The sequence below is a fragment of the Salinispirillum marinum genome (assembly GCF_042650105.1).
In the GTDB taxonomy this organism is placed as follows: Bacteria; Pseudomonadota; Gammaproteobacteria; order Pseudomonadales; family Natronospirillaceae; genus Salinispirillum; species Salinispirillum marinum.
Window position 1 is genome coordinate 201,582 of record NZ_JBHSAL010000005.1, and the last position, 23,179, is coordinate 224,760.

Here is a 23,179-nt window from a genome sequence, read left to right on the forward strand (position 1 = left end):
CGACGAGTCGGGTATCATGCAAGCCATTACGTTAAGCGAGGAAGTACCATGCGAAGAAGTACCATGCGCAGAATCCAACACACCATCGCAGGGTTAATAGCCGTTGTACTCTTGAGCATTACCGGCCAGGTGCAAGCGCAACCGGTACCCAATTTCAGTTTTATCGACCAGGAAAGCGGACAGCGGGTGGCGCTCAGCGAGTTACGCGGCGACGTCCTGTACATCGACTTCTGGGCTTCATGGTGTGGCCCGTGCCGCCAGTCATTTCCGTTCATGAACGAATTGCATGCGCGCTACAAAGATCGGGGTTTTCGCATTCTGGCCGTGAACGTTGATGAAACCCTCGCGGATGCGCAAAAATTCTTGGACCGTATACCGGCCGATTTCCAAATTGTTTATGACCATGCAGCGGCCCTACCGCCCGTCTTTGGGGTTGAGGGCATGCCAACAGCCTATTTGGTGGATCATCGTGGTCAAATCATTTACACCAAAATTGGCTTCCGTCTGGGCGATCGCGAAGGCACAGAAGCCCGCATCGTAGAAGCCTTAACCGCAGCAGGAAAACTCTGATGAGTCGGCACATTCTTTGGTTATTAAGCGGCGCGCTTATCGTCGCTACCGGCTGTACAACGGTGCCCGTATGGGAGCGCGGCGCGCTGGCACAACCCGGCATGGAAATAGACGGACACCCCGTTGAAACCTACGTCGATAACCACATTCATTTCAGTAAAGAAGCCGCGACCGGTGGTTCCGGTGTGGGCGGAGGCGGTTGTGGCTGCAACTGACCACGCCAGCATAAAAGCCATGCTGGCTTTGGCCACCACGTCATTGCTGGGTGATGCAGCCACCGCACAAACCTTCGCCAATGACTGGAAAACCAACATCACCTATTTGGACTACCGCGAGCGTGATCGCGTTACCGTGCAATCCTACATTGCCAACATCCGTGGGCAAATCAATGATGATGCCATCATTCAGGTGGGCGTCGCGCTGGACACCATGAGCGGAGCAACACCGACCGGCGCAATTGACGGCTCCAGCGTTGTAACCAGCACCGGCACCTCCGGCGGTGGGTTCGATGTCTCCGGACAAGGCACAGCCTACGCACAATTTAGTGATACCCGCCTGTCGGTAGACACCAATTGGGAACAAACCTACACCCGAAACTTTCGCGTGGCCTATGGCGGGTATGCCTCGGTCGAAAGTGATTTTACGGCACTTGGCGGTAGCCTAAAAGCCAGCTTAGACCTCAACAACCGTCAAACCACCGTATCCTTGGGTGGCGGTTTTGAGGCCGACACCAACGCCAAGCGCGATGGTTTCACCCCAGAGCCGCTCTCCAATGTGGATGACGCGATCTTCTATGACGCCGGACGAAGGAACACCTTCAGCAGTTTGGTTGGCATTACTCAGGTGGTGAATCGCACCACGGTGGCACAACTTAACCTCACCTACACCCATTCGCTGGGCTACCACACGGACCCGTATAAGGTGTTTAGCCAAGCCAACGAGGGTGTTGAGCAGGAGCGCTATTATGAGGGTCGCCCAGATGAACGACGGCGGACGGCGGTGTACAGCAGCCTACGGCAACGGCAGTCGGGTGGGAATATCCTCGGTGGTAGTGCTCGATGGTACATGGATGACTGGGGCGTCAACTCGCTGACCGTGGACGGCAGCTATCGCATTCTTTTAGGCGGCAGTGGCGGGCGTTATTTTGAACCCTTTGCTCGTGTACATGCACAAACCGCCGCTGACTTCTACCTGCATGCCCTTGAACCTGGGGCCGACATGCCCGATTTTGCCAGTGCCGACAGCCGGCTGGGGCAAATGCAGAGCTACAGTGCGGGCGTGCGTTTAAACGTGCCCATCGCCGATTGGGGCAATCTGCTGCCCCGTATTTCCTACTATCATCAAGAGTTTCAAGATGCGACGCATGAGCGGAATCAGGCGATTATCATCAGCGTTGGCCTCGAAAACCGTTAGAAACCCTTTTTTCTCAATCTGGCGTTGTTAAAAATGGACTCAAAATGCTCACTGGCTTGCCAGAACGACCATGGTCGGCCCGAAGGGTGAGCGTAGCGAATATTTACAGACAGTAAACTCCGCTTCCTCAATTATTTTTGCCTAGCCAGATTTTCGCCTCTGAGCCTTTTATTGAGACCTCGCCAGCTTGAGAAAAAGAGGTTCTTCCCCACTAGAAAAGTGGGGAGATACCGGCCACCGTCTCATCCATCGGCACATCGCCGGACGGATTATAGACGGAATCTGCCGTCATAACCTGCGGGTTCTGTGCCCCAAAATACTGGTACATCGACGCTGCAACGCTCATGGGTTCGCATTCATAACTGTCACTGGTGGGCTGGGTGTATTGGTTGTTGGTCTTGGTGCGTCCGGTACGCTCTGTGGTTCCTACCACTTTACCCAAAGCGGCACTGCCCCCAGGACGAATACCCGCGCCGCCAATGGTGTACAGGTTTTGGTTGTTCGCGTGATCCCAGCCCATGGAGTTGTTCAGATTGACCAAACGACCAAAGTCGCCCCAGACGTTAATGATAATATTATCGGTGCGGCGGGTATTGCCCGATACAATGGTGCTGTTGTTCATGAGACGTATGTGTTTGGCTGCTACCCGCAACGCATGCATCATATCGCGCATCCGATTACGATAGCGGTCAATCGCGTTGTTGTGGTCATCCCAGCCACCCAAGCCGGGCGTACCGACAGAAACATATAGGGTGGACGGGTTATGAATCGCCAAGGTGACGGCGGCTCGCACTTGGCTGGCAAAGTTGGTATTGGGGTACACCAAGCGCCCGGTATCTGCATTGCGATCGGGATCACCAACATCAGCGACAAGCGGCAACTCGGCATCCCGCGCATCACTGAGATCACCGACCAAATTGGCCATGGTAGCGCGTGCTTCAAAGCCCGACACGGCTTTTTGGAAGCGTTGTGCATACGCCGTTTGTCCGGACAAATTCGCCACCAATTGATCAATGCGATCATTCACCATCGTATCAATAGCGGAATCATTAAAGCTTTTACTACGTGAATAAGGATTATCGAAATTCGTGTTGAGTGACAAGTCGCGCAGGGCAAAGGGTGTTTGCAGGCTAGGGTCTTGGGCGAATGCTGTGGTTTGGCCTTCAAAGGAGACAAAAGGCAACGGCAAGCTGAGCAAGCCCTGTTCAAATTCTGATGTATCGCCTATCCGCCGCCCATCCGCCAAGGTGCAATTACTGGACGCCAAAGTATTGCGATTCGTGTACAGCATTAACGCCAACCGTGTACCCAAACCCGGTGCATTCTCGACATCTAACGCACCTTTTTGGTTAATAAAGATGGCTTCGCGATGTGAGCGCGTACCGTTTTTGCGACGGTGCAGGGTACGGTAAACGCTCATATCACCGGAGGCGATCATATCTTCCATGAAAGTACCGCCAGCTCTGGCCCAAAAACCGTAGGGTGTGATCTGTGGATTATTCCCGTTATTGACATCGGTATCGCTGTCACGGTTTTCCAGCATTCCGCTACCAAAGGCTGCGGTGTAGCTGTTTTCAGAATTCGTATTGATGTCGGCAATATTGGTGATGTTCCCGGCCAGCTCCGACGCCCCACCATATAAGAAAATATTGATGATCTGCGGCATCACCGCCGGTGCAGTAAAATTGATCGCTTCATAATTCAACCCGGCGGCGGCTGCACGTTGACTGAGCATGGATAAGCTCAACGCACTGGGTAAAACCGGTGCCAGTGCGAGATTACGTAAAAAACTACGACGGTTCATCAAACACCTCCTGCACTGACGCTGCGGTGATAGTAGAATTCCGGCAATCGGGAAACATAGTCAAAGACAACTTGGGTCGCGTCGTTGATGACCCAATTGTTATTCGGGCGCAACGTCAGAACCCCAAGATCATTTGTATAAAACAAATTTAAACCATCGCCATCATCTTCATTTCGCATGAGATCGATCAAGGCAGATTGTTCATCGTCAGTGGCTCTGCGACGCAGACTAGACATAAACAAGTAGTCGACAAACTCCGCCGCCGTCATTTGCACGACCTCTGGACGCCGAACAGTACTCAATTCTCCAGGTGTATTTTCTCGGGCGGCGGTATCGTACAACAAGCCTCTAAAACCTTTGGTATTGTTGCTGTAATCACCGCCACGCCAGCCATTCTGATTGTTCACCAACACCTGCTCCCGCATGGCTTTGGTTTGCGAAGAAAAGCTCATGGCATCCATCGGCACATTTGGCGTACGGCCAATTTTGTATTCCATGGTGGCATTGCCCATATTGCGCATATACAAGGGGGACCAAGAATATTCCGTTAACTCCCGAAGCACTCGTCCTCCCAGGTTTCCTTGATTTCGGTCAACGGACCAACGCAAACGATGCAAGGTGCCGAAAAAGTTTTCCTCAAACCACATGGGACGTTCGCTGTTCAACAAGTATTCCCGCGAGAACAGGATGGCTGTAAAAATGTCTTCGAACGTTTGCGGATTGGCCGCCACCACATCACGCACAAAGTTCTGCCGTGTTGCAGCATCCATTTCAGCAAAGAAATAATTGCTAATGACTTCGGTCACGCGAGGAATGAACAAGGGGTGTGAAACGATGACGTTGTAGAGGTCGGCACAGTCTCGCACATAATAGTTATCAAGAATGCGTTGATACTCTGTATTGGGCTCGCCGGAGCGCATCATTTGGTACTGCTCAGATTCCGATGTGAGCTTCCAGTCCCGACAGGCAATGCCCCCTTTCCGCGAATCTTCTTCCGTATCAAACAATCCAAGATATAACTCATAGGCTTCCAGTGCGTGGTTTTCCGCCGAGCGTGAAACTCGCCAGCGCGACTGGGTGCCTAAAAAAGCCCGTACCGTATTCTGCACGGTTACGCCGTTGCGGATGTTGTTACGCAAAAAGTTATACACAAAAGTCGCATCTTTAGCGTCGGTACTCTCCATCTCCAGCGCCGGTGAAAACATAATGGTGTTGGCGAGGAAATAGGTCATCCATTCAATGTAGAGATCACGCGAGATGGGAAACTCAACAATTTGCGCGAGGGGGATTTGCCGGGGTAAGGTCGTGGTGTTGGCATTCCGGTTTGTTGTAAACTGGAACAAATCGTCATCCCCATAAATTGGCGTGTCATCCGAAAAGAGGCCAATTTCCTGCTTTAATGACAAACGCGCATCTGGGCTTAGATTTCGATTCAATGCCTGACGCGTATCCGCTAGGAAATTGGGCTGCCGACGCACCAGATTCGTCATACTGCCTTCGGCTTGAATATCAAAGAACTCGTCGACGGGAATACCGCGATAAAAGGTGGCATACAACTTATTGGCTACGGCATATTGCTGCTCGGGCGTTAACGCATTGAACTCGGATGCACTAAGTGCGGTCGCGTTGCCCGTGGTGACAAACGAGCGCACCGCCTCTTGATCCGGCGTACCTGGATTACAACCGGCCAGCAGGAACGCACCCGGCACCCAGACGGCAATAAAAAGACGACGCACGGTCTGAACGATGATTTTATTGAACATGAGCTATGGCCTCAGAGTTGAGACTGCGGCAAACTGCGCCAAGAATAGATGATTGAGAATTGTAGGCAGCGCACCATGAGAGCGATAGCACGCGAACGTCAAACTGTGACTCAGTTCGCGCTATGGCCCCTTTTCTTTATTGGCCTTCAGCAAACCCTAAATAAGCATAAAGCGCTATGACGTCTGCATTAACGGTGACACATGACAAAGAGCGACAGCTCTGGCGCACTACCTTCACCGCCATGGCCAGCCCGTGCGAGATACTTGTAGACGCTGGCGCGCAGCAGACTGACACCCTTCAGTCAGCACTCGAAGCTGCCGCCGAGGAAGCCTGGCGCATCGAACGGAAGTTCAGTCGTTTTCGTCCCGACAGCGTCCTGTCCCAGATCAATCAAAACGCCGGAAAATCCGTGACGGTCGATCCGGAAACCGCGCAATTATTGAACTTTGCCGACCAATGTTATGCCTTGAGCCAGGGCTTGTTTGATATCACGTCAGGCACACTGCGTGCACTTTGGCGTTTTGGCAGCGACGCAACGGCTCAGGGTGCATTCAAACCACCCGCAGATGCCGCCGTGCAGTCGGTTTTGCAGCATGTCGGCTGGGACAAGGTTCAATGGGATGCGCCTATGTTAACGTTGCTGACGGGTATGCAGATCGATTTCGGGGGAATAGGAAAAGAATACGCGGTCGACCGCTTGTGTGCGCTGTTAGATCAGGCGTTGGACGTTCCACTGGTGGTCAACATGGGCGGTGACTTACGCTGCAACCGGCCTCGAACCAACGGTGAGCCATGGGTATTGGGTATTGAACATCCGCTGTCTGTGCACCAAGCTATAGGTGCACTGACACTGCAAGCCGGTGCATTGGCCACCAGCGGCGACACCCGGCGGGCGTGGGAACATCAAGGGCAACGTTACGGGCATATTCTAAACCCAAAAACGGGGTGGCCTGTGGTAGGCGCACCCCGCTCGGTTACTGTGGCCGCTGACACCTGCACGGAGGCGGGTATCTTTTCGACCTTGGCCATGTTGCATGGCCCGCATGCGGAAGCTTTCCTCAACGCGCAAGGCGTTCCGCATTGGGTGTTTCGAGAAGAATCTTAAGCGTTATGCTGCACGATTTTGTCTTTGTGGCGCGCGGGCTCGTCAAAGGCAAAATCATCCACCGTTAACATATCCAGCACTTCGGCTTCAAACGCTGTCATAAAGGTGGCGTCGTCGGTTGAGATCAATCCAGCTTCTGCCGCCGCCGCAATACGCTCTTCAGGATGCAACGCCGTCATCGGCAATTCACCTTTGGCGTAGGCTTTACTCACGGTACGATAAATGCCTTCCGCTTTGTCGTAGTCGTGCAGCAAGGCGTTGTAGCGCGCCAATGGATTTTCCACCGCGCCGTCTTCTTGCGTGTCCCAGGTATCTTCAATCAGATAGCTGCGCAATGGGCTGTCGCTGGACACATCCTGCGCAATGGCAGCGACCAAACGGTCGGATGGCATTGGCCAACGGCGACCCAACGGCATCACCAAGGCACGCAATTTCATGGCCACCAAACGCTGCGGCAGGTTGTCCAGCACACCCGACACCGCATTCTCTATACGATGCAGCAGAAACTCGGCGCTGTAGCGCATTAACGCTTCTTCACCCGGTACTTTTTTCCCTTCATGCCAATGTTTCAATACCATCGACAGCAAGTACAGGTTCGACAAAATATCGCCCAAGCGACCGGACAACATTTCACGTTGTTTCAAGGTCGCGCCTAAGGTGGTCATGGCCGCATCGGACAGCAAGCCCAATACCGCACTGAAACGATTCACGGCTTTCGCATAGGGTGCAGCCGCCGCATCGAACGGGTTGTTGCCAGTAGGAACACCCAAGGCCGCGCTAAAGGCGCGCGCCGCGTTACCCATGATCAGCCCGGCATGGCCAAAGAAGGCTTTATCGAAGGCTTTGATATCGTCGTTGTTCTTCGCTTCCAGTTCCGCCAACACCCACGGATGGCAACGAATCGCGCCCTGCCCGAAGATCATCAAGCAGCGCGTCATGATGTTCGCGCCTTCCACCGTGATGGCCACTGGCGTCGCCGAAAAGCCCACACCCAAATAGTTGCGCGGCCCCAAGGTCACCGCACGGCCGCCATGAACGTCCATGGCATCCATCATGATTTGGCGCTGAAACTCGGTCAGTTGGCTTTTAAGAATGGCCGACGGCACCGCCGGCTTCTCACCGTTATCAATCATGTTCGCGGTATGCGATACCGTTGCACGGGCGATGTAGGCCATGGCTGACATACGCGCCAACGGCTCTTGTACACCTTCCATGTTCGCCACCGAGGTATTGAACTGTCGGCGTACGCGCGTGAAACCGCCCGACCAACCCACGGCATAGCGCGCCGAACCACTGGCACCGGACGGCAAGGTAATGCAGCGTCCAACGGACAAGCATTCCACCAGCATACGCCAGCCTTGTCCGGCCATATCCACACCGCCGATGATCCAATCCAGCGGGATAAAAACATCCTTACCCTTGATCGGACCGTTCATGAACGGACTGCCAATAGGATGATGCCGCCGCCCGATTTCCATGCCGTCTGTACCACGCGGAATCAACGCACAAGTGATACCAATGTCTTTCTTATCGCCCAGCAGGCCATCGGGATCGAACATGCGGAACGCCAAACCCACCACCGTGGCAATGGGCGCTAAGGTTATCCAGCGTTTTTCAAAATTCAGCCGAATACCCAGTGTTTCCTTACCGTCAAAAGTGCCTTTGCACACGATGCCGGTATCAGGAATAGAGGTGGCATCCGAGCCGGCGCGCGGGCCGGTTAAGCCAAAACAAGGAATTTCACGACCATCCGCCAAGCGCGGTAGATAATAGTTCTTTTGCTCATCGGTGCCGTACTTCACCAGCAATTCGCCGGGGCCTAAGGAATTCGGCACCCCAACGGTCGACATCAAGGTTTCATTCGCGGCCAGTTTCTGTAACACCGCTGACTGGGCTTTCGCCGAGAAATGCAAACCGCCGTATTCTTTCGGAATGATCATGCCGAAGAACTTCTCTTGCTTCAGGAAGTCCCACAATTCTTTGGGCATGTCGGCACGCTCAACGGCAATTTCCCATGCATTGCACATGCTCACGGCTTTGCTGCATTGGTTATCTAAAAAGGCTTGTTCTTCCTCGGTCAGGCCGCTGTAACGCTGGTTCAACAATTGTTGCCAGTCTGGTCGGCCCGAAAACAATTGCCCGTCCCAACCCACCGTACCGGCATCTAATGCTACCTGCTCCGTGGGTGATACTTTCGGGGCTACTTTCTTGAAAATGGCAAAAATCTGCGGGGTTAACCACTGTCGCCGGAACATCGGCAAGCCTGCCGCTGCAGTAATACCACCGCCCATGATGAATAACAGCGCCAATAACGGGCTGCGCAAATAAAACCCCAATACCGCCAAACCGGCAAACGCAATGATACCGGCCACAGCACCCAGCTCACGGCGCATCACCGCGAACAACACCACAATGGCAACAAGTAGAACGAGCAGATGATTCATGGCAACCTCAACAGTGAACGTTGTCGAATTTAAACGCACGTTTGAATTTAGCGGGTTGCGGAGGGAGTTACCAGCTTATGCGTTAAAAAAATAGCACCTGTTCGGTTTTGGCAACAATAGATGAACACGACAGGTCGCTTTTTGCTGCGCGTAAACAAGCACTACTTGATGCGTCGGGCATGCTCCAGTTCACGCAAAATGTCCCGCCATGACAGTATACCGGCGACCTTACCCCGTTCATCCACCACCGGTAAACAGGACACCCGATGCTGATTGATCATTTCAACGGCATCAAAGATGGGCGCATTCTCCCGAATGACCACCAATTTTCGCGTCATCACCTGATGCACTTTTTTACTCAGGGTAGCGAGGTCTTTCCATGTTTCCGCCGCCGTGCCTAAGTTCGGGCTAATGGCTTTAAACAGGTCGCGGTCAGAAATCACCCCCACCAAGTTACCACTCTGAATCACCAGCAAGTGATGAAACTGCGTGTTGTCGAAAATATGCTTCACGTCTTCCAGGGTGTCGTCCATCCCTATGGAGACCACTTTACGCGTCATAATGTCGGCTACGGCCATGTGAACTCTCCTCAAACGGCTCAACTGACCATGAAGTCAATTTTTGTTGCGTCAATGTCGTCACTCTGACACATTGGCGTTCTATATTGCCCAGAACAAGAACCAATGAGAAGAGTAGGTTTAGGCCAAGGTCAAACCTGCAACCATTAACTTTCTATGAAAGGAACACTTCCATGCAAAAACAGTGGCTTTTAACCGGCGCTGCTGCCGCCATCTTAACCTTGAGCGGTTGCGCCATGTTGGCACCCTCCGATGGCTCTGGCGCACTCGACCTTACCATCATTCACATGAACGACCACCACTCTCGCTTATTCCCAAACAGCGGCACCGACTTAATGTTAGACGGTGAGCGCACGCGGGTTGAAATTGGTGGTTTTCCGCGCGCCGTCAGTTTGATCAAAACACTCGAAGCGCAGGCGGAACACAGCGTTAAAGTGCACGCGGGCGACGCCATTACCGGCGACCTGTATTACACCCTGTTCAAAGGCGAAGCCGATGCCGCCATGATGAACGAAGCCTGCTTTGACGTTTTCACGCTGGGTAACCACGAATTTGACGACGGCGATGCGGGTCTGGCGAACTTCTTAGGCTATTTGAACGAAGGCGACTGCAACACCAGCGTAATCTCGGCCAACGTGGTGCCTGAAGTCGGTGTTTCGCCGCTCACACCCAACAGCCAGTGGGACTCCTTCGACCCTTACGTCATTAAGTCCTTCGGCAGCGCCAAAGTCGGCTTTATTGGCATTGATATCGCCAACAAAACCAAGAACTCATCCAAGCCGGATGCCACCACCGTGTTCCTGGACGAAGTCGAAACGGCGCAGCGCTATATCGATGAACTGACCGCCATGGGCATTGATAAAATCGTCCTGGTAACGCACTACCAGTACGAAAACGACATTGCCATGGCACGCCAACTGCGTGGTGTCGATGCCATCATCGGTGGTGATTCGCACACCTTATTGGGTGATGACTTCGCGCAGTATGGCTTGAGCCCAGCGGGCCCATACCCTACCGTGGTAAGTGACGCTACCGGCAACACCGTGTGTATCGCTCAGGCTTGGGAATACTCCCTGATTGTGGGTGAGCTGCAAGTGAGCTGGGATGACAACGGCAATGTGGCGAGCTGTGGCGGTAATCCACATCTGCCACTGGGCGATACCTTCCTCCGTCGTAACAGCGAAGGTCAGCGTGTGCCTGTTGGTGAAGATACTTTGAACCAGATTTTGGCTGAAATATCAGCTAGCCCCGTGTTAATGCAAGTTACACCCGACGCACAAGCTGCAGATATCTTGAGCACCTATACCGCGCAAGTTGATGTACTGAAGCAGGATGTGATCGGCCGCAGTACAGACAACCTCTGCTTGGTCCGTATTCCTGGCGAATCACGCAGCAACATCTGTGCGCCGAGTGAAACCGCGCAATACGGTTCAGATATTTCTAACTTAGTCGCTTTGGCGTTCAAAGAAATGAGTCTGGAATCCGACATTGCTATTCAAAACGGCGGTGGCGTGCGCATTGACGTCCCAGCAGGCGACCTCACTGTCGGCTTGGCGTATCAACTGCTGCCGTTTGCCAACACCTTGGTCAACTTGGAAATGACCGGCGCTGAAATTAAAGCGGTCTTGGAAGATGCACTGGATTTCGCTCTGCAACCCGGCGGTTCAACCGGCGCATACCCCTACGCTTCTGGCCTGCGCTTCCATGTAGACGCCACCCAGCCGAAAGGGCAGCGTGTCAGCCAGTTGCAAGTGAAGCTGAAAGACGCCACTCAGTGGTCTGCCATCAATATGAATCGCACCTATACCGTCGTAACCAATGATTTCATTGCACGGGGACAAGACGGTTACCTGACGTTCGGTGAGATCTATCGCGATGGGCGTGTCACCAACACCTACCTCGACTATGCACAATCATTCGTTGATTATGTGCGCAGCGTTGGCACCGTGACCCGCTTGCCGTATAGCGAATACAGCACGCAGTCGTTCCGCCAGTAAGGTAAATTTAGGATGTTCTAAGGGGCCTCGGCCCCTTTTTTATTGAACAAAAAAAGCACAAAGTCCAACTTCGATCTATACTTTGACCGTTTCGTCAATTCGGTAAGGACTATGTTTCGACTAACCATCTGCACAAGGCTGTTGCTGCAATGACACGCCTCAGTCGCACTCCACTGTCTCGCGCCTTAACGCTGAGCATCACTTTGCTTTTAGGGTTGGCGATCACCAGTACGGCCGTAACCTTACTCCGTCAGGCGAGCGTGCAGCTCTGGTATGAGCAATCCGTAGCCGAAGCCGAACAAGTCAGCGCCGAGTTGAGTTACCGAGTCTGGCGGGAACGTGAACCACTCATGGCCGCACTCACCTTATACACGGGTTCGGAAGAGGTCACCCAAAACGAACTCACCGAAGCAACGCAATTATTTCAACAAAGCACACAAGCACGGCATTCGCCTAACATTGCCTTTGTGACCCAAAGTGCCGCGGGTGAATGGATCACCCAACAGTCGTCAAGCAACCTTGATCTGTTGCCCGTGTCGGGCCAAAGCATTAACGAAGCAGCGCTGCTGTACACGGTGAACAGGGCGCTCGCGCAACCCAATCAAGTCATTATCGGGCCACTATTCGCACAACGGCAGCGCAGTTATGGCAGCATGGCCGTCACCACACAAAACGCCGGACAAGCGGGTATTCTCCTGATGGTGGTGGACTTCACCGCATTGATGCAAGAGGTGACCGCTGCCCTCTTAACCAGCAACAATACATTGCGCGTACTACACCCCACGTCCGGAGACTTTAACCACTCCACCACCGCGCCCCTACCCACCCAACTGGACGCCAGCCATAGCGTGCAGATTGATATGGGTGAATACGTCTGGGAGCTGGCATGGGAATTCGACGCCGACAGCGGTCTGATGCCAGATCAACGGCTGTCCTATGCCGTTGGGGTCGCTGGTCTGATCATCACGGTATTGCTCACCATCACGCTATACAACCTGCTGCAACAACAGTATCGGGTACAACAAAAAGTAGAAGAAAAAACCATCGCGTTGCGTGAACTGTTTGAGCGCCTGAACGACGCCCAAAATACCCTGATGAAACAGGAGAAGCTTGCCTCGCTAGGGAGCCTGGTGGCTGGCATCGCGCACGAATTGAACACCCCGGTTGGCAACGCCTTGCTGGCCGCAACGACGTTAAACGACCGTAGCGAAATCATCGTAAAACAACTCGCTGAAAGCACGCTTAAGCGCTCGGATCTGGAGCAGTTTCTGGTGGGCAACACCGATACCGCCAAAATCATTGAACAAAATATCCGTCGCGCGGCCGACCTCATCACCAGTTTCAAAAAAGTCTCAGTCGATCAAACCAGTGAACGGCGGCGCGAATTCGGCTTATCCACCATGGTCGATGAAGTATTAACAACACTGCATCCCAAACTGAAAACGTCCAGTCACCATGTACGAGTGAACATTCCAGACAACCTGATTATGGACAGTTTTCCCGGGCCGTTGGGGCAGGTGCTGACCAACTTGATCATCAATTCTCTGGAGCACGGCTTTGAAGGCCGCTCCGGTGGCACCATTGATATCGTTGCCACCGCACCCGACGCAGAACAGGTTCAGATAACCTATCGTGACGACGGTGTCGGCATTCCGGCCCCGTTTCACGGCAAAGTGTTTGACCCGTTCTTCACCACGCGTCTCGGTAAAGGCGGCAGCGGGTTAGGTATGCACATTGTGCACAACATTGTGGTTGGACTGCTCGGTGGACAGATTACCCTAATGTCTCCGGCGTCTGGCAGTGGCGTCTGCTTTGAAATACATCTACCCTTAAAGGCACCTGTTGTTGTGGAAACCGAACCCGCCGTATGACAACACCAAAGCCTGTCTCAGACGAACTCGTATTCGCCGCCGAACCGGAACGGCTGGAACCGAGTGAGCGCGCCCATACCTTTTGGCAAGTGCTTATCGCCGACGACGACCCGGAAATCCATCAGGTGACCCGGCTGGCTCTGAACGGTTTGGAAATACTGGGGCGCCCGCTGAATTTCATCAGTGCGTACAGTGCCGAAGAAACCTTGAAGATCTTGCGTCAACACCCGGACATCGCGCTGGTGTTGCTGGATGTCGTCATGGAACATGACAATGCCGGGCTACACGCGGTCGAGCAAATTCGGCAAGAACTGAACAATCATGACATCCGCATCATTTTACGCACCGGCCAGCCGGGCTATGCCCCGGAAGAACGGGTGGTGCTGGACTACGACATCAACGACTACAAAACCAAGAGCGAACTCACTCGTGCACATCTGGTGACCGCGGTGGTGGCCGCCATCCGTTCTTATCAACAAATCAGCACCATCAACCAAAACCGACATGGCCTGCAAAAAATCATTCATGCCGGCATCAGCTTGATGGAAATCACCTCACTGCAAGGGTTTGCCGACGGCGTAGTGACGCAAATTGCCTCGCTATTGGGCCTGCGCGCCGAAGGGGTACTCTGTGCCCGCATCGACGACAGCGGTCACGAAGGCGAGCGCGTGCATGTGATTGGCTCCGCCGGGCAGTACGCCGAATTCCTGCAATGCGAACTCAGCGCCCTACCCGACCCGTACATCGTGCAACAGATAGAAACCTGCCTAACAGAGCAGCAGCACCAATTTGCCGAGCAAGACACCACCTTGTTTGTGGGCAGTGGACGGCACGCGGCGGCCGTCTTTATTCGCTCCCAACGCGCAATAGCAGAACAAGACCGCCAACTCATTGAAGTGTTTTTACACAACATCACCATCGGTTATGAAAACATCACCCTGTTCCAGCAACTGCGTCATGCCGCATACATCGACCCGTTAACCCGCCTCCCCAACCGCAATGAATTTATTCGGTTGCTGGAAGAACAGGCGCGGCAAGAGAACACCGATGCGTATGTCGCCGTCCTGATTGACCTTGACCATTTCTCCGACATCAACGACGGCCTGGGCCAAGAAACCGGAAACGTGCTCTTACAGGCTGTTGCCAAGCGGCTCCAGAGTGCCTTGGGTGACGTGGTGCTGGCGCGGGTAGATGCCGATGTGTTCGGGCTGGTAGGGCCCGCCGAGCGTTTGCAGCCCGACCGTTTACTGGCGCTGTTCGAGCTGGCATTCACCGTATTAGGACAAGCCTTACCGGTCGGCATCACCATGGGGTTGGCGCGTTTCAGCACCTTGGGCCAACACGGTTTAACCATACTCAAGCGCACCAATATTGCCCTGAACATGGCCAAAAAGCAGAGCGACCACCGCTTCGTGTATTACGACCCCAACATGGAAAGAGCCACCGAGCAACGCATAGAAATGACCCATGCGTTGCGCAAAGCCTACGCCGATGAAGCCCTGTGTGTGTGGTATCAGCCGCAGATTGACCTTGCCAACCGCGAAGTCATTGGGCTCGAAGCCCTGTTACGTTGGCCGCAAGCCGATGGCAGCATGATTGGCCCGGATGTATTCATTCCGGTTGCGGAATACTCCGGCCTCATCATTGAATTAGGGGAATGGGTGCTCAATCAAGCCTGCTTGATGTTAAAACGGCTGGAGCATGCCGGACACCGCAACCTGCGCATCGCAGTGAACGTTTCTATGCCGCAGTTTCGCCAAACCGAGTTTCCCGCACAGGTTGCACGGCACTTGAAATATCACGGCGTCAATCCACAACAAATTGAACTGGAGATTACCGAATCGGTGATCATGGATGAACCGGACACCGTGGTGAATGTGTTGCGCAAGCTCAAAACGCTGGGTGTACAGATCGCCTTGGATGACTTTGGCACCGGCTTTTCTTCGTTGAACTATTTGCGCCAATTGCCGCTCGACCGCATCAAGGTCGACCGTAGCTTTGTGCAAGCCTTGGACCGACCCAGTGGTGCCATCATCGCCGAAACCATCGTCCGGTTAGGGCAACGGTTGAAATTGCACACCATTGCCGAAGGCATTGAAACCGAACGTCAGGAACTGCTCATGCGTGCCATGAATTGCGCCGAAGCGCAGGGGTTTTTGTACGCCAAACCCCTGCCTGCCGACGAGCTGATGGCCTTTCTCGCCAAATGTCCGAAGCCTTAACGTACCGTTAAGACGCCCCGTTCAAATCCGGGCACTTACGCAAAAATTCCTCCGCCTTCTCGACCATATTTTTTGACCCAACATAATACGGCACGCGCTGGTGCAGTTCTGTCGGTTCTATGTCGAGAATGCGTCGTCTGCCATCGGTGGCCTTACCGCCAGACTGCTCGGCAATCCACGCCAAAGGATTACATTCGTACAGCAACCGCAACTTGCCGTTCGGTGCATTGGCGTAGGAAGGGTACATATAAATGCCCCCCTTGATCATATTGCGGTGAAAGTCCGACACCAGCGAACCGATGTAGCGCGAGGTGTAGGGCCGGTTGGTTTCCGGGTCCATCTCCTGACAATACTTCAAATATTGCTTCACCCCTTGCGGGAACTTGATGTAGTTGCCTTCGTTGATGGAGTAGATTTTCCCGTCTTCCGGTGTGCGCATGTTCTCGTGCGACAGATAGAACACCCCGATGGACGGGTCAAAGGTAAACCCGTGTACGCCATTACCGGTGGTATAGACCAACATGGTGGACGAACCGAAAATCACGTAGCCCGCGGCAACCTGTTTGTTGCCGGGTTGCAAGAAGTCTTCCAATTGTACAGGGCCATCAAGCGGTGAAATACGGCGATAAATCGAAAAGATGGTGCCGACCGACACGTTGACATCAATGTTTGAAGAACCATCCAAGGGGTCGATCAGCAACACGTACTTGCTGCCCTTCGAATGCCCTTCATTGAACGAGATAAAACTGTCCTCTTCTTCCGATGCCATCCCGCAAATTTGCCCGCGTGCCTCCATGGCTGCTTTGAATTTTTCGTTGGCGTAAACGTCCAGCTTTTGCTGTTGTTCGCCTTGCACGTTGTCCGAGCCGGACGCCCCGATAATGTCTACCAGGCCCGCCTTATTAATTTCCCGATGCACAATTTTCGATGCCAACCGAATGGCCCCGAAAATCTGGCTGAGTTCACCCGTAGCATGCGGAAAATCCTGCTGCTTATGAATGACGTACTCACCCAACGTAATGAGTTTGGACATGCCGATAAATCCTGCCTTGTGAAGTTGATAGGGTCTCTCTAATTATGTTTTTCTGGTCATTTATGCCCGCTAGGCACTGGCTAACACGCCAAATGCGACTGCGGATATACAATAACCCGAATTGGTTTTGTCGCACAGGTCCAAATTCGCCGCTAACGTGGATTAAGGATTGACAGGGAGAGGCTTCTTTCGTGCTCGACCCGCAATCAGCGAGCCACCGACGATGAACAGGCTGGCACTCAGCACCGCCAAAGTGGCCGAGCCATAGCCCGCCAGAAGCAACAGCAGAACAGAAATTAACGGCGCGCCATAAGCCAAGGTGCCCAACAACTGAATGTTGCCGTGTTTTACCCCATGGTCCCACGTAAAAAACGCCAAGCCGACCGGCCCCAAACCCAAGCCAACCACACCGACCCACTGCGCCCACCCGGCTGGCCAGACTGTTTCTTCCAGCATCAAATGGCACAGCAGCGCCAGTACTGCCGTAACCCCGCAAAACCAGCCCACAGCATCCGTTGGAACGGTACGCACAAGGCGACTGAGCACCGAATACGACGACCAAATCAGCGCACACATCAGCGCCGCAACGTAGCCGGGCAGGAACTCACGCGAAAACCCATCGACGTTACCGCCGATCAGCAGCCAACAGCCCACCAGTGCCAGCCCTGCACCCACCAAATACTGCGCCCGCAGAGATTCGCCGGGCAATAACGACGAAAAGATAACGATCAACAACGGCCACAAGTACGCCAGTAAGCTTACTTCCACCGCCGGTGCCAGCGTCATCGCTTTGAAATAAACAAAATGATAACCAAACAGGCCACCAACACCGAGACACCATGCCAGCACCGGTTGCCGCGCGAAACGCAGACCCATGTGCCCCGCGCGCCACCAACGTACTGCCATCAACAAGAACGCAATGCCGAACGTCATCGCCAACAGTTGAAACTCTGGAATCGCCCCGCCCGTTAGCTTGGTCAATAACGCCAGCGTGCCCCATAGGAGCACCGAAACTGAGCCAATCAACGTTGCCTTATTGATGACAGTCATAAACGGGATACCTAGTAGTTATGGAGGCACGAAAAATTTCGGTTGCGCATTCTAGCGATAAAGCTCCGCCAAGGTCGATACCAAGCGTTGGCGGAAAAGCAGGCTGCGGAGCAGATGGAGAAGGCTTGAAGTAATGTCTTATTTGACATAGCCTTGCCGTATGAACATTAAGGATAAGCCACTCGTTTGGCTGCATGGAATTATTAAATCACCACCCTTTTCAGACTCTGCCCGCCTAGAGGCGGGCTATTGTTTGCGACTACTACAGCGTGGTGAAAAGCTTTCAATGCCACATTCAAGGCCAATGCCAACGATTGGGGCGCAATGCCATGAGTTACGCATCACAGATAAGGATAAAATTTGGCGCATAATTTATCGCATCGACACTGATGCCATTATCATTGCGGAAGTGTTTCAAAAGAAAACAACGACCACACCAAAATCGATTATTGATGTGTGTAAGTCCCGACTTAGGAGCTACGACAATGCAGTCCAGTAAACGCACAAAGTTGGAAGCTGCTGGCTGGCACATAGGCAGTACCGATGAATTTTTAGGTCTCACCCCAGAAGAGTCAGCATATATAGAAATGAAGCTTGCCCTAAGCCATGCTCTGCGTGAACGACGCTTAATCAAGAAGCTGAGCCAAGCAGATGTCGCCAAGCTTGTGCATTCCAGTCAATCTCGTGTGGCAAAAATGGAAGCTGGGGAACCTAGTGTTTCTCTAGACTTGATCATGAAATCACTACTTGCCCTCGGTGCCACACCGAATGACCTGGCAACCGCTATTTCTGGCGGCGCAACAACCAGATAATCTTCATCTGGTCACTGTCCGTAGTGCCGGTATAATTTAGTCGCTACCCGCCAAGGCCAACACCCGCTGGCGCAGTATCTTCTCCATCGCCTTGCCCTTTGCCAGCTCGTCAATCAACTTGTCCATATAACGGATGTTACGCATCAACGGGTGCTCAATGTCCTCCACCCGCACCCCACACACCACGCCCTTGATCAACGCAACGTTCGGGTTCATGTTTGGCGCTTGGGCAAAAAACGTCGTGAAATCGTTCCCCGCCGCAACCTGCTCTTGCAAACCTTCCTGGCTGTAACCCGTCAGCCAACAAATGACCTCATCGACTTCCGCTTGCGTGCGATTTTTGCGCTCCGCCTTTTGCACGTACATCGGGTATACCTTGGCAAAGGGCATATGGAATATTTTGTGGTCAGTCATCAGTTTCTCCGGTTTGAAAGCACTACAATGATTTACGACTTAATCCCGATTGTTAATTCACCACCTGTACGGTATTCTGCACATGAACAACATCCTGTACAGGAGCAGTCATATGGATGCCATCAGTTATACAGCCGCGCGAACTAACCTAGCAAAAACCATGGAGCAGGTCTGTGAAGACCATTCTCCTGTAATTATCACGCGAAGCAAGTCACCGTCCGTAGTCATGATCTCACTGGAAGACTACGAAGCGCTGCAAGAAACAGCCTATCTCCTGCGCGCACCGACGAACGCCCGTCGTTTACTGGAATCCGTTGCCGAGCTGGAACAAGGCGGCGGTGAAGAAAAGGAACTGCTTGAATGAAACTCATCTTCTCCGAACACGCATGGGAAGACTATGTGTACTGGCAGAAAACCGACAAAAAGATCCTTAGCCGAATCAACAAGCTGATCAAGGAAACTCAACGAGAACCGCTTGCCGGTGTTGGTAAACCAGAGCCCCTTAAACATAACCTTGCCGGTTACTGGTCGCGCCGAATCAATGAAGAACACCGCATGGTTTACAAAGTCACGGATGACGCCTTGTATATCGCACAACTTCGGTATCACTACTGAATTAACGCTCGCCCTCTAGCCATGCCATAACCACTGAAGCAATCCGCAAACCACTTAGAGGACGCTATCATGGCCACCCGCCACGAGTGCCTTCCGAGACGAGGCAAGGCGTACTCGTATCCGCTTAGAGAAGCTATAGCCAGAACGACCACTCTATACACAGCCACTTTCCCGCACCATCTCATTCGCCAAAACGGGCTTACCATTGTAGAGCGTCTCAAACTCCTTGGTGACCGCAAAGCCATACTTCTGATACATCGCTTTGGCTGGCGCGTTACTCTTGGCAACATAAAGCACAGCAGGCGTTCCAGCATGAGAAATCAAGTGTTCCAGCAGGCTCTTCCCTACCCCTTTACCACGCGCCTGCGGATGCACAAACAACGCTCGAATTTCATGTTCAAACACCGCCCCATAGCCTAGAACACCGCCATCGTCATACACAAATATCTTGGACGCCATCAGCGCCTGCAAGCGTGGCTCGTCCTGCGCTAAGGTCAACAACTCAAACGTCCCGCTTTCGTAGCGCAGCTCATCCAGCTTCGACAGCGCGTAGATTTCCGTTATTGCTTCCATGTCACCGTCTTGAAACGCCCGAATTTTCATACCGGAAAAACACCTCTATATGTAAGCCACTTATATCATTTTATAGCCCATGGAAAAATGAGGAGGGTATAGCGCATCGACTTCAAAACGATTGCAATGCTATCATTTTACTTTCAACGACTCAGGGTAACTGCAATGGCAAATTTAATCGTGCGCAATATTGACGACGAGGTGGTGAAAGCGCTCAAAGCAAGAGCAGGCCTGCATGGCATCAGCGCTGAAGCCGAGCACCGCAAGATATTAGAAAAAGCACTTCTGCGCCCCAAGAAAAAAAGCCTGCTTGACACCCTACAAGCCATACCTTCTGTGGGTGAAGATTCTGACTTCGAGCGCAAGCAAGATGGTGAGGTAAGCGATGTATTTGCTTGACACCAACGTGGTCAGCGAACTGCGCAAAAAGTCTAAAATGAACGCGGGTGTCCGCTCTTTTTTCGAACAGGTAACGCGTGATGCCAGCGATCTCTATTTAAGCGTCATCACCGTGGGTGAACTGCGCCGGGGCATTGAGTTAATGCGGCATCGTGGCGATGACATTCAAGCACAGCAACTTGAAACCTGGTTAACCACCCTGCTTACAGAATACGAACAAAGTATCCTGCCGTTTGATCGTGAAGAAGCACAAGTATGGGGGAAGCTTAGAGTACCTAAGCACGAAAACGCTCTAGACAAGCAAATTGCCGCTACCGCACTGCTGTACGAACTCACCGTTGTTACACGGAATGTTAAAGATTTCGCTCCCACCGGAGTAAAACTGCTTAACCCATTCACCTGAACATAGTCAGTAACTAAGGGCGCGATGGCTACGGCATGTCATGCGCTATTCTTGGGTACGTACCTGACATTCTCCAAGCCCTGAAAGGGCGACAACGCCGTTGAGCATACACCTTGCCCATCACGCTACATGCGCATACCATATACGCATTGCCCGTATGAAGGTGTGACCATGAACCCTATCTACAACACCCAAGCCCCTAAAAAGCCGACGAATGTCAGCATAAACAGCGACTTACTTGAAAAGGCTCGAGGGCTTAACATCAACCTATCTGCAACGCTGGAGCACGCATTAGCTGAACAGGTACGAAACGGGCAACGGGCACAGTGGCTGCGTGAGAACGCCGACGCCATTAAAGCCTACAATGAACATGTTGAAACCAGCGGCACATTCAGCGACAGCGTAAGGAAGTTCTAATGGCACAATTTTTTGCTTATCAGAACGCTAATCCCGCGTCGCAACGGCAATACCCCTACCTGCTGGATATTCAAAGCGACTTGCTGAGCGAGCTGAAAACGACAGTCGTCATACCACTCTCTCCGGCACACATCGCGGCACCGATGCGCCTAACGAGACTAAACCCGTCTTTCACACTCAATGGCGAAACGCTTATCGCAATCACCCAAGACATTGCCGGGATTGAGCGCAGCCAACTGCGCGGCCAACATTATGACCTATCCGCCTATCGTTCCGAGATTATTGCCGCCATCGATTTCGTGCTTGCTGGTATATAAGCGACTTTAAAGTGGCAGAGCGACTGCTTAGGTGCGGGGCTGATGTAGTTTGCTGGAAATCAATCGGTTCAAACTAACACCCGACTCGGCTGCCTCAATGGTTAATTGACGATGTGTTTCTGGTGGCACGCGCACCATAAATTTTCCGCTGAATTGTTTGGAAGATAACGGCTCTGGAACCGGCTCATCACTTTGCTGCATATCCGCAACGCAATCATGAACCAACTGACGAATACCTTTCAGCGCAAGCTCGGGATTTTCTGCCAACAAACTGAGGCTAGGGAATTCAACGCACAAGCCAACGTGCTCCTGATCTGCTTCAGACCAAGTTACTCTGTATGTATAACGATCAATATTTTTTGCCATGCAAGAAACAGTATCATTATTGATACTTGTGTCAACGGGCAATCTGGACGCTGTTCAGCAGTCTATAGTTTGTAACGCCGACAGCACGCGCAGTTACTGAATTATGCGTTTTCGTCGTGACTTTTGAATTGTTGCCTACCTAGGGATTATTGTTAAAGCATTCAAAGGTCTTGCTCGGCCTTTGCGTCTATTGCCTTTTGTAGCTCTGAGTTGCCGCTCACGACAGAAATCATATGTACACTGATAAAGGCGTGTGCTTTAGCATGGTTAAGCATAGCAATCTGATCTAACTCCGAGTAGTTCGGCTCCTGTATATTCCCATTGAACCGTCGATGAAGCTGCTCATAACCACTGTGAGTAAGGCTATTTAGCGACTTCCAAGTTTGAGCTTTTGAATCACCCCGACTTTATCGGAGGGCGTTTTATTTGAGTCATGCTGCCGCTGACTCAGCTCGTTGATGATACAGCATCTCATACTCCGCGGGCGGTATGTCGCCGATGGAGGACAGAAGCCGCCGATGGTTGAACCAGTCAACCCACGTTAACGTCGCCTGTTCAACTTCATCCAGTCCCTTCCAAGGGCCATTTTTGTGGATTACCTCCGCTTTGTACAGGCCGTTGATCGTTTCGGCCAGAGCGTTGTCGTAAGAGTCGCCAACACTGCCTACTGACGCTTTAAAGCCCGCCTCAGCCAGTCGTTCGGTATAGCGTATCGACAGGTATTGGCTCCCTCGGTCGCTGTGATGGGTTACCCCTTTAGGTTTGCCACGCGCCCAAAGGGCTTGCTCCAAGGCGTCCAGCACAATGTCGGTCTGCAAGCTTTTAAGGACACGCCAACCCACGATGTAACGCGAGAACACGTCGACCACAAAGGCCACATACACAAAGCCTGACCATGTCGCCACATAGGTAATGTCGGCCACCCAGAGTTGATTGGGCTGCTCGGCGACAAACTGTCGATTCACCAAGTCGAGAGGCTTTTCGGCCAGTTCGTCTGGGATGGTGGTGATAC

The 23,179-nt window shown here is 52.7% G+C and carries 25 protein-coding genes and 1 pseudogene; 15 read left to right on the forward strand and 11 right to left on the reverse strand.

All coding sequences use genetic code 11. The features are described 5' to 3' along the window. The first annotated feature begins 63 nt into the window (after positions 1-63). Genes ACFOSD_RS14390 through ACFOSD_RS14400 form a run of 3 tightly spaced genes read left to right on the forward strand, consistent with a single transcriptional unit; the run spans position 64 to position 1,983 of the window. On the forward strand, positions 64-570 hold the full coding sequence (locus ACFOSD_RS14390; RefSeq protein ID WP_380707488.1) for a TlpA family protein disulfide reductase: 507 nt from the start codon (positions 64-66) through the stop codon (positions 568-570). After that, entirely contained in the window at positions 570-785 is a 216-nt protein-coding gene (locus ACFOSD_RS14395) for a DUF4266 domain-containing protein (protein ID WP_380697775.1), read from the forward strand. Before ACFOSD_RS14390 ends, ACFOSD_RS14395 begins: the two co-directional genes overlap by 1 nt. After that, positions 772-1,983, forward strand: a complete 1,212-nt coding sequence (locus tag ACFOSD_RS14400; protein ID WP_380697777.1) for a DUF3570 domain-containing protein — start codon at positions 772-774, stop codon at positions 1,981-1,983. The genes ACFOSD_RS14395 and ACFOSD_RS14400 overlap by 14 nt, the downstream gene beginning before the upstream one ends. 211 nt (positions 1,984-2,194) lie before the next feature. On the opposite strand, the gene ACFOSD_RS14405 is transcribed toward ACFOSD_RS14400, so the two are convergent. Further along, positions 2,195-3,787 (reverse strand): DUF1501 domain-containing protein, encoded by a 1,593-nt coding sequence (locus ACFOSD_RS14405; protein ID WP_380697779.1) that lies wholly within the window; start codon positions 3,785-3,787, stop codon positions 2,195-2,197. Continuing rightward, complete coding sequence (locus ACFOSD_RS14410) at positions 3,787-5,550, reverse strand: hypothetical protein (protein WP_380697781.1); 1,764 nt, start codon at positions 5,548-5,550, stop codon at positions 3,787-3,789. Before ACFOSD_RS14410 ends, ACFOSD_RS14405 begins: the two co-directional genes overlap by 1 nt. A gap of 176 nt (positions 5,551-5,726) precedes the next feature. Between ACFOSD_RS14410 and ACFOSD_RS14415 the strand changes: the two genes are divergently transcribed. Beyond that, positions 5,727-6,656, forward strand: a complete 930-nt coding sequence (locus tag ACFOSD_RS14415; RefSeq protein ID WP_380697783.1) for an FAD:protein FMN transferase — start codon at positions 5,727-5,729, stop codon at positions 6,654-6,656. Here the strand turns inward: ACFOSD_RS14415 and ACFOSD_RS14420 are convergent. Both ACFOSD_RS14420 and ACFOSD_RS14425 read right to left on the reverse strand, forming a co-directional pair. Further along, positions 6,653-9,100 carry an acyl-CoA dehydrogenase gene (locus ACFOSD_RS14420; RefSeq protein WP_380697785.1) on the reverse strand — a complete coding sequence of 816 codons (2,448 nt, stop codon included), beginning with the start codon at positions 9,098-9,100 and terminating at the stop codon, positions 6,653-6,655. The genes ACFOSD_RS14415 and ACFOSD_RS14420 overlap by 4 nt on opposite strands. A 161-nt stretch (positions 9,101-9,261) precedes the next feature. Next, positions 9,262-9,678, reverse strand: coding sequence for a CBS domain-containing protein (locus tag ACFOSD_RS14425; RefSeq protein ID WP_380697786.1), 417 nt, complete (start codon positions 9,676-9,678; stop codon positions 9,262-9,264). Between the two features lie 173 nt (positions 9,679-9,851). Here ACFOSD_RS14425 and ACFOSD_RS14430 point away from each other — a divergent pair, with 173 nt between their 5' ends. The 3 genes from ACFOSD_RS14430 (at position 9,852) to ACFOSD_RS14440 (ending at position 15,768) form a co-directional block, all read left to right on the forward strand. After that, positions 9,852-11,675: a bifunctional metallophosphatase/5'-nucleotidase gene (locus ACFOSD_RS14430; protein WP_380697788.1), complete on the forward strand. Its 1,824-nt coding sequence runs from the start codon at positions 9,852-9,854 to the stop codon at positions 11,673-11,675. Between the two features lie 149 nt (positions 11,676-11,824). Beyond that, positions 11,825-13,546 (forward strand): sensor histidine kinase, encoded by a 1,722-nt coding sequence (locus ACFOSD_RS14435; protein WP_380697790.1) that lies wholly within the window; start codon positions 11,825-11,827, stop codon positions 13,544-13,546. Further along, positions 13,543-15,768 carry a putative bifunctional diguanylate cyclase/phosphodiesterase gene (locus tag ACFOSD_RS14440; protein ID WP_380697792.1) on the forward strand — a complete coding sequence of 742 codons (2,226 nt, stop codon included), beginning with the start codon at positions 13,543-13,545 and terminating at the stop codon, positions 15,766-15,768. The genes ACFOSD_RS14435 and ACFOSD_RS14440 overlap by 4 nt, the downstream gene beginning before the upstream one ends. A 7-nt stretch (positions 15,769-15,775) precedes the next feature. Here ACFOSD_RS14440 and fbp read toward each other — a convergent pair whose 3' ends face one another. After that, positions 15,776-16,801 carry a class 1 fructose-bisphosphatase gene (gene fbp, locus ACFOSD_RS14445; RefSeq protein ID WP_380697794.1) on the reverse strand — a complete coding sequence of 342 codons (1,026 nt, stop codon included), beginning with the start codon at positions 16,799-16,801 and terminating at the stop codon, positions 15,776-15,778. A gap of 162 nt (positions 16,802-16,963) precedes the next feature. Beyond that, positions 16,964-17,851, reverse strand: coding sequence for an aromatic amino acid exporter YddG (gene yddG / locus ACFOSD_RS14450; protein WP_380697796.1), 888 nt, complete (start codon positions 17,849-17,851; stop codon positions 16,964-16,966). Positions 17,852-18,011: 160 nt separating this feature from the next. Here yddG and ACFOSD_RS14455 point away from each other — a divergent pair, with 160 nt between their 5' ends. Next, positions 18,012-18,350 (forward strand): type II toxin-antitoxin system RelE/ParE family toxin, encoded by a 339-nt coding sequence (locus ACFOSD_RS14455; RefSeq protein ID WP_380697798.1) that lies wholly within the window; start codon positions 18,012-18,014, stop codon positions 18,348-18,350. Beyond that, positions 18,337-18,663: a helix-turn-helix transcriptional regulator gene (locus ACFOSD_RS14460; protein WP_380697800.1), complete on the forward strand. Its 327-nt coding sequence runs from the start codon at positions 18,337-18,339 to the stop codon at positions 18,661-18,663. The genes ACFOSD_RS14455 and ACFOSD_RS14460 overlap by 14 nt, the downstream gene beginning before the upstream one ends. Before the next feature lie 36 nt (positions 18,664-18,699). On the opposite strand, the gene ACFOSD_RS14465 is transcribed toward ACFOSD_RS14460, so the two are convergent. Beyond that, on the reverse strand, positions 18,700-19,077 hold the full coding sequence (locus ACFOSD_RS14465) for a DUF2200 domain-containing protein (protein WP_380697802.1): 378 nt from the start codon (positions 19,075-19,077) through the stop codon (positions 18,700-18,702). Between the two features lie 112 nt (positions 19,078-19,189). Here ACFOSD_RS14465 and ACFOSD_RS14470 point away from each other — a divergent pair, with 112 nt between their 5' ends. Both ACFOSD_RS14470 and ACFOSD_RS14475 read left to right on the forward strand, forming a co-directional pair. Then, a complete protein-coding gene (locus ACFOSD_RS14470; protein ID WP_380697804.1) occupies positions 19,190-19,441 on the forward strand; it encodes a type II toxin-antitoxin system Phd/YefM family antitoxin in 252 nt (83 codons plus the stop codon). Then, complete coding sequence (locus ACFOSD_RS14475; RefSeq protein WP_380697806.1) at positions 19,438-19,692, forward strand: Txe/YoeB family addiction module toxin; 255 nt, start codon at positions 19,438-19,440, stop codon at positions 19,690-19,692. The genes ACFOSD_RS14470 and ACFOSD_RS14475 overlap by 4 nt, the downstream gene beginning before the upstream one ends. Positions 19,693-19,845: 153 nt before the next feature. Here ACFOSD_RS14475 and ACFOSD_RS14480 read toward each other — a convergent pair whose 3' ends face one another. Further along, a complete protein-coding gene (locus tag ACFOSD_RS14480) occupies positions 19,846-20,295 on the reverse strand; it encodes a GNAT family N-acetyltransferase (RefSeq protein WP_380697808.1) in 450 nt (149 codons plus the stop codon). A 135-nt stretch (positions 20,296-20,430) separates the two neighbouring features. Here ACFOSD_RS14480 and ACFOSD_RS14485 point away from each other — a divergent pair, with 135 nt between their 5' ends. The 4 genes from ACFOSD_RS14485 to ACFOSD_RS14500 all read left to right on the forward strand — a co-directional run bounded on the left by ACFOSD_RS14485 (position 20,431) and on the right by ACFOSD_RS14500 (position 21,801). Next, a complete protein-coding gene (locus tag ACFOSD_RS14485; RefSeq protein WP_380697810.1) occupies positions 20,431-20,664 on the forward strand; it encodes a FitA-like ribbon-helix-helix domain-containing protein in 234 nt (77 codons plus the stop codon). After that, the gene (locus ACFOSD_RS14490; RefSeq protein ID WP_380697812.1) at positions 20,651-21,067 is read left to right on the forward strand and encodes a type II toxin-antitoxin system VapC family toxin; all 417 of its coding nucleotides are present in this window, start codon (positions 20,651-20,653) and stop codon (positions 21,065-21,067) included. The genes ACFOSD_RS14485 and ACFOSD_RS14490 overlap by 14 nt, the downstream gene beginning before the upstream one ends. A gap of 171 nt (positions 21,068-21,238) precedes the next feature. Beyond that, positions 21,239-21,484: a type II toxin-antitoxin system CcdA family antitoxin gene (locus ACFOSD_RS14495; RefSeq protein WP_380697814.1), complete on the forward strand. Its 246-nt coding sequence runs from the start codon at positions 21,239-21,241 to the stop codon at positions 21,482-21,484. After that, entirely contained in the window at positions 21,484-21,801 is a 318-nt protein-coding gene (locus ACFOSD_RS14500; RefSeq protein ID WP_380697816.1) for a CcdB family protein, read from the forward strand. Before ACFOSD_RS14495 ends, ACFOSD_RS14500 begins: the two co-directional genes overlap by 1 nt. 27 nt (positions 21,802-21,828) lie before the next feature. Here the strand turns inward: ACFOSD_RS14500 and ACFOSD_RS14505 are convergent, their stop codons facing one another. The 3 genes and pseudogenes from ACFOSD_RS14505 to ACFOSD_RS14515 form a co-directional block, all read right to left on the reverse strand. Then, positions 21,829-22,167: a type II toxin-antitoxin system HicB family antitoxin gene (locus tag ACFOSD_RS14505; protein ID WP_380697818.1), complete on the reverse strand. Its 339-nt coding sequence runs from the start codon at positions 22,165-22,167 to the stop codon at positions 21,829-21,831. A gap of 161 nt (positions 22,168-22,328) precedes the next feature. After that, positions 22,329-22,547: pseudogene (locus tag ACFOSD_RS14510) on the reverse strand (DUF6988 family protein); the annotation flags it as partial. Positions 22,548-22,598: 51 nt separating this feature from the next. After that, positions 22,599-23,179 (reverse strand): IS3 family transposase (locus tag ACFOSD_RS14515; protein ID WP_380697820.1); only part of this gene is annotated, 581 nt, incomplete at its 5' end.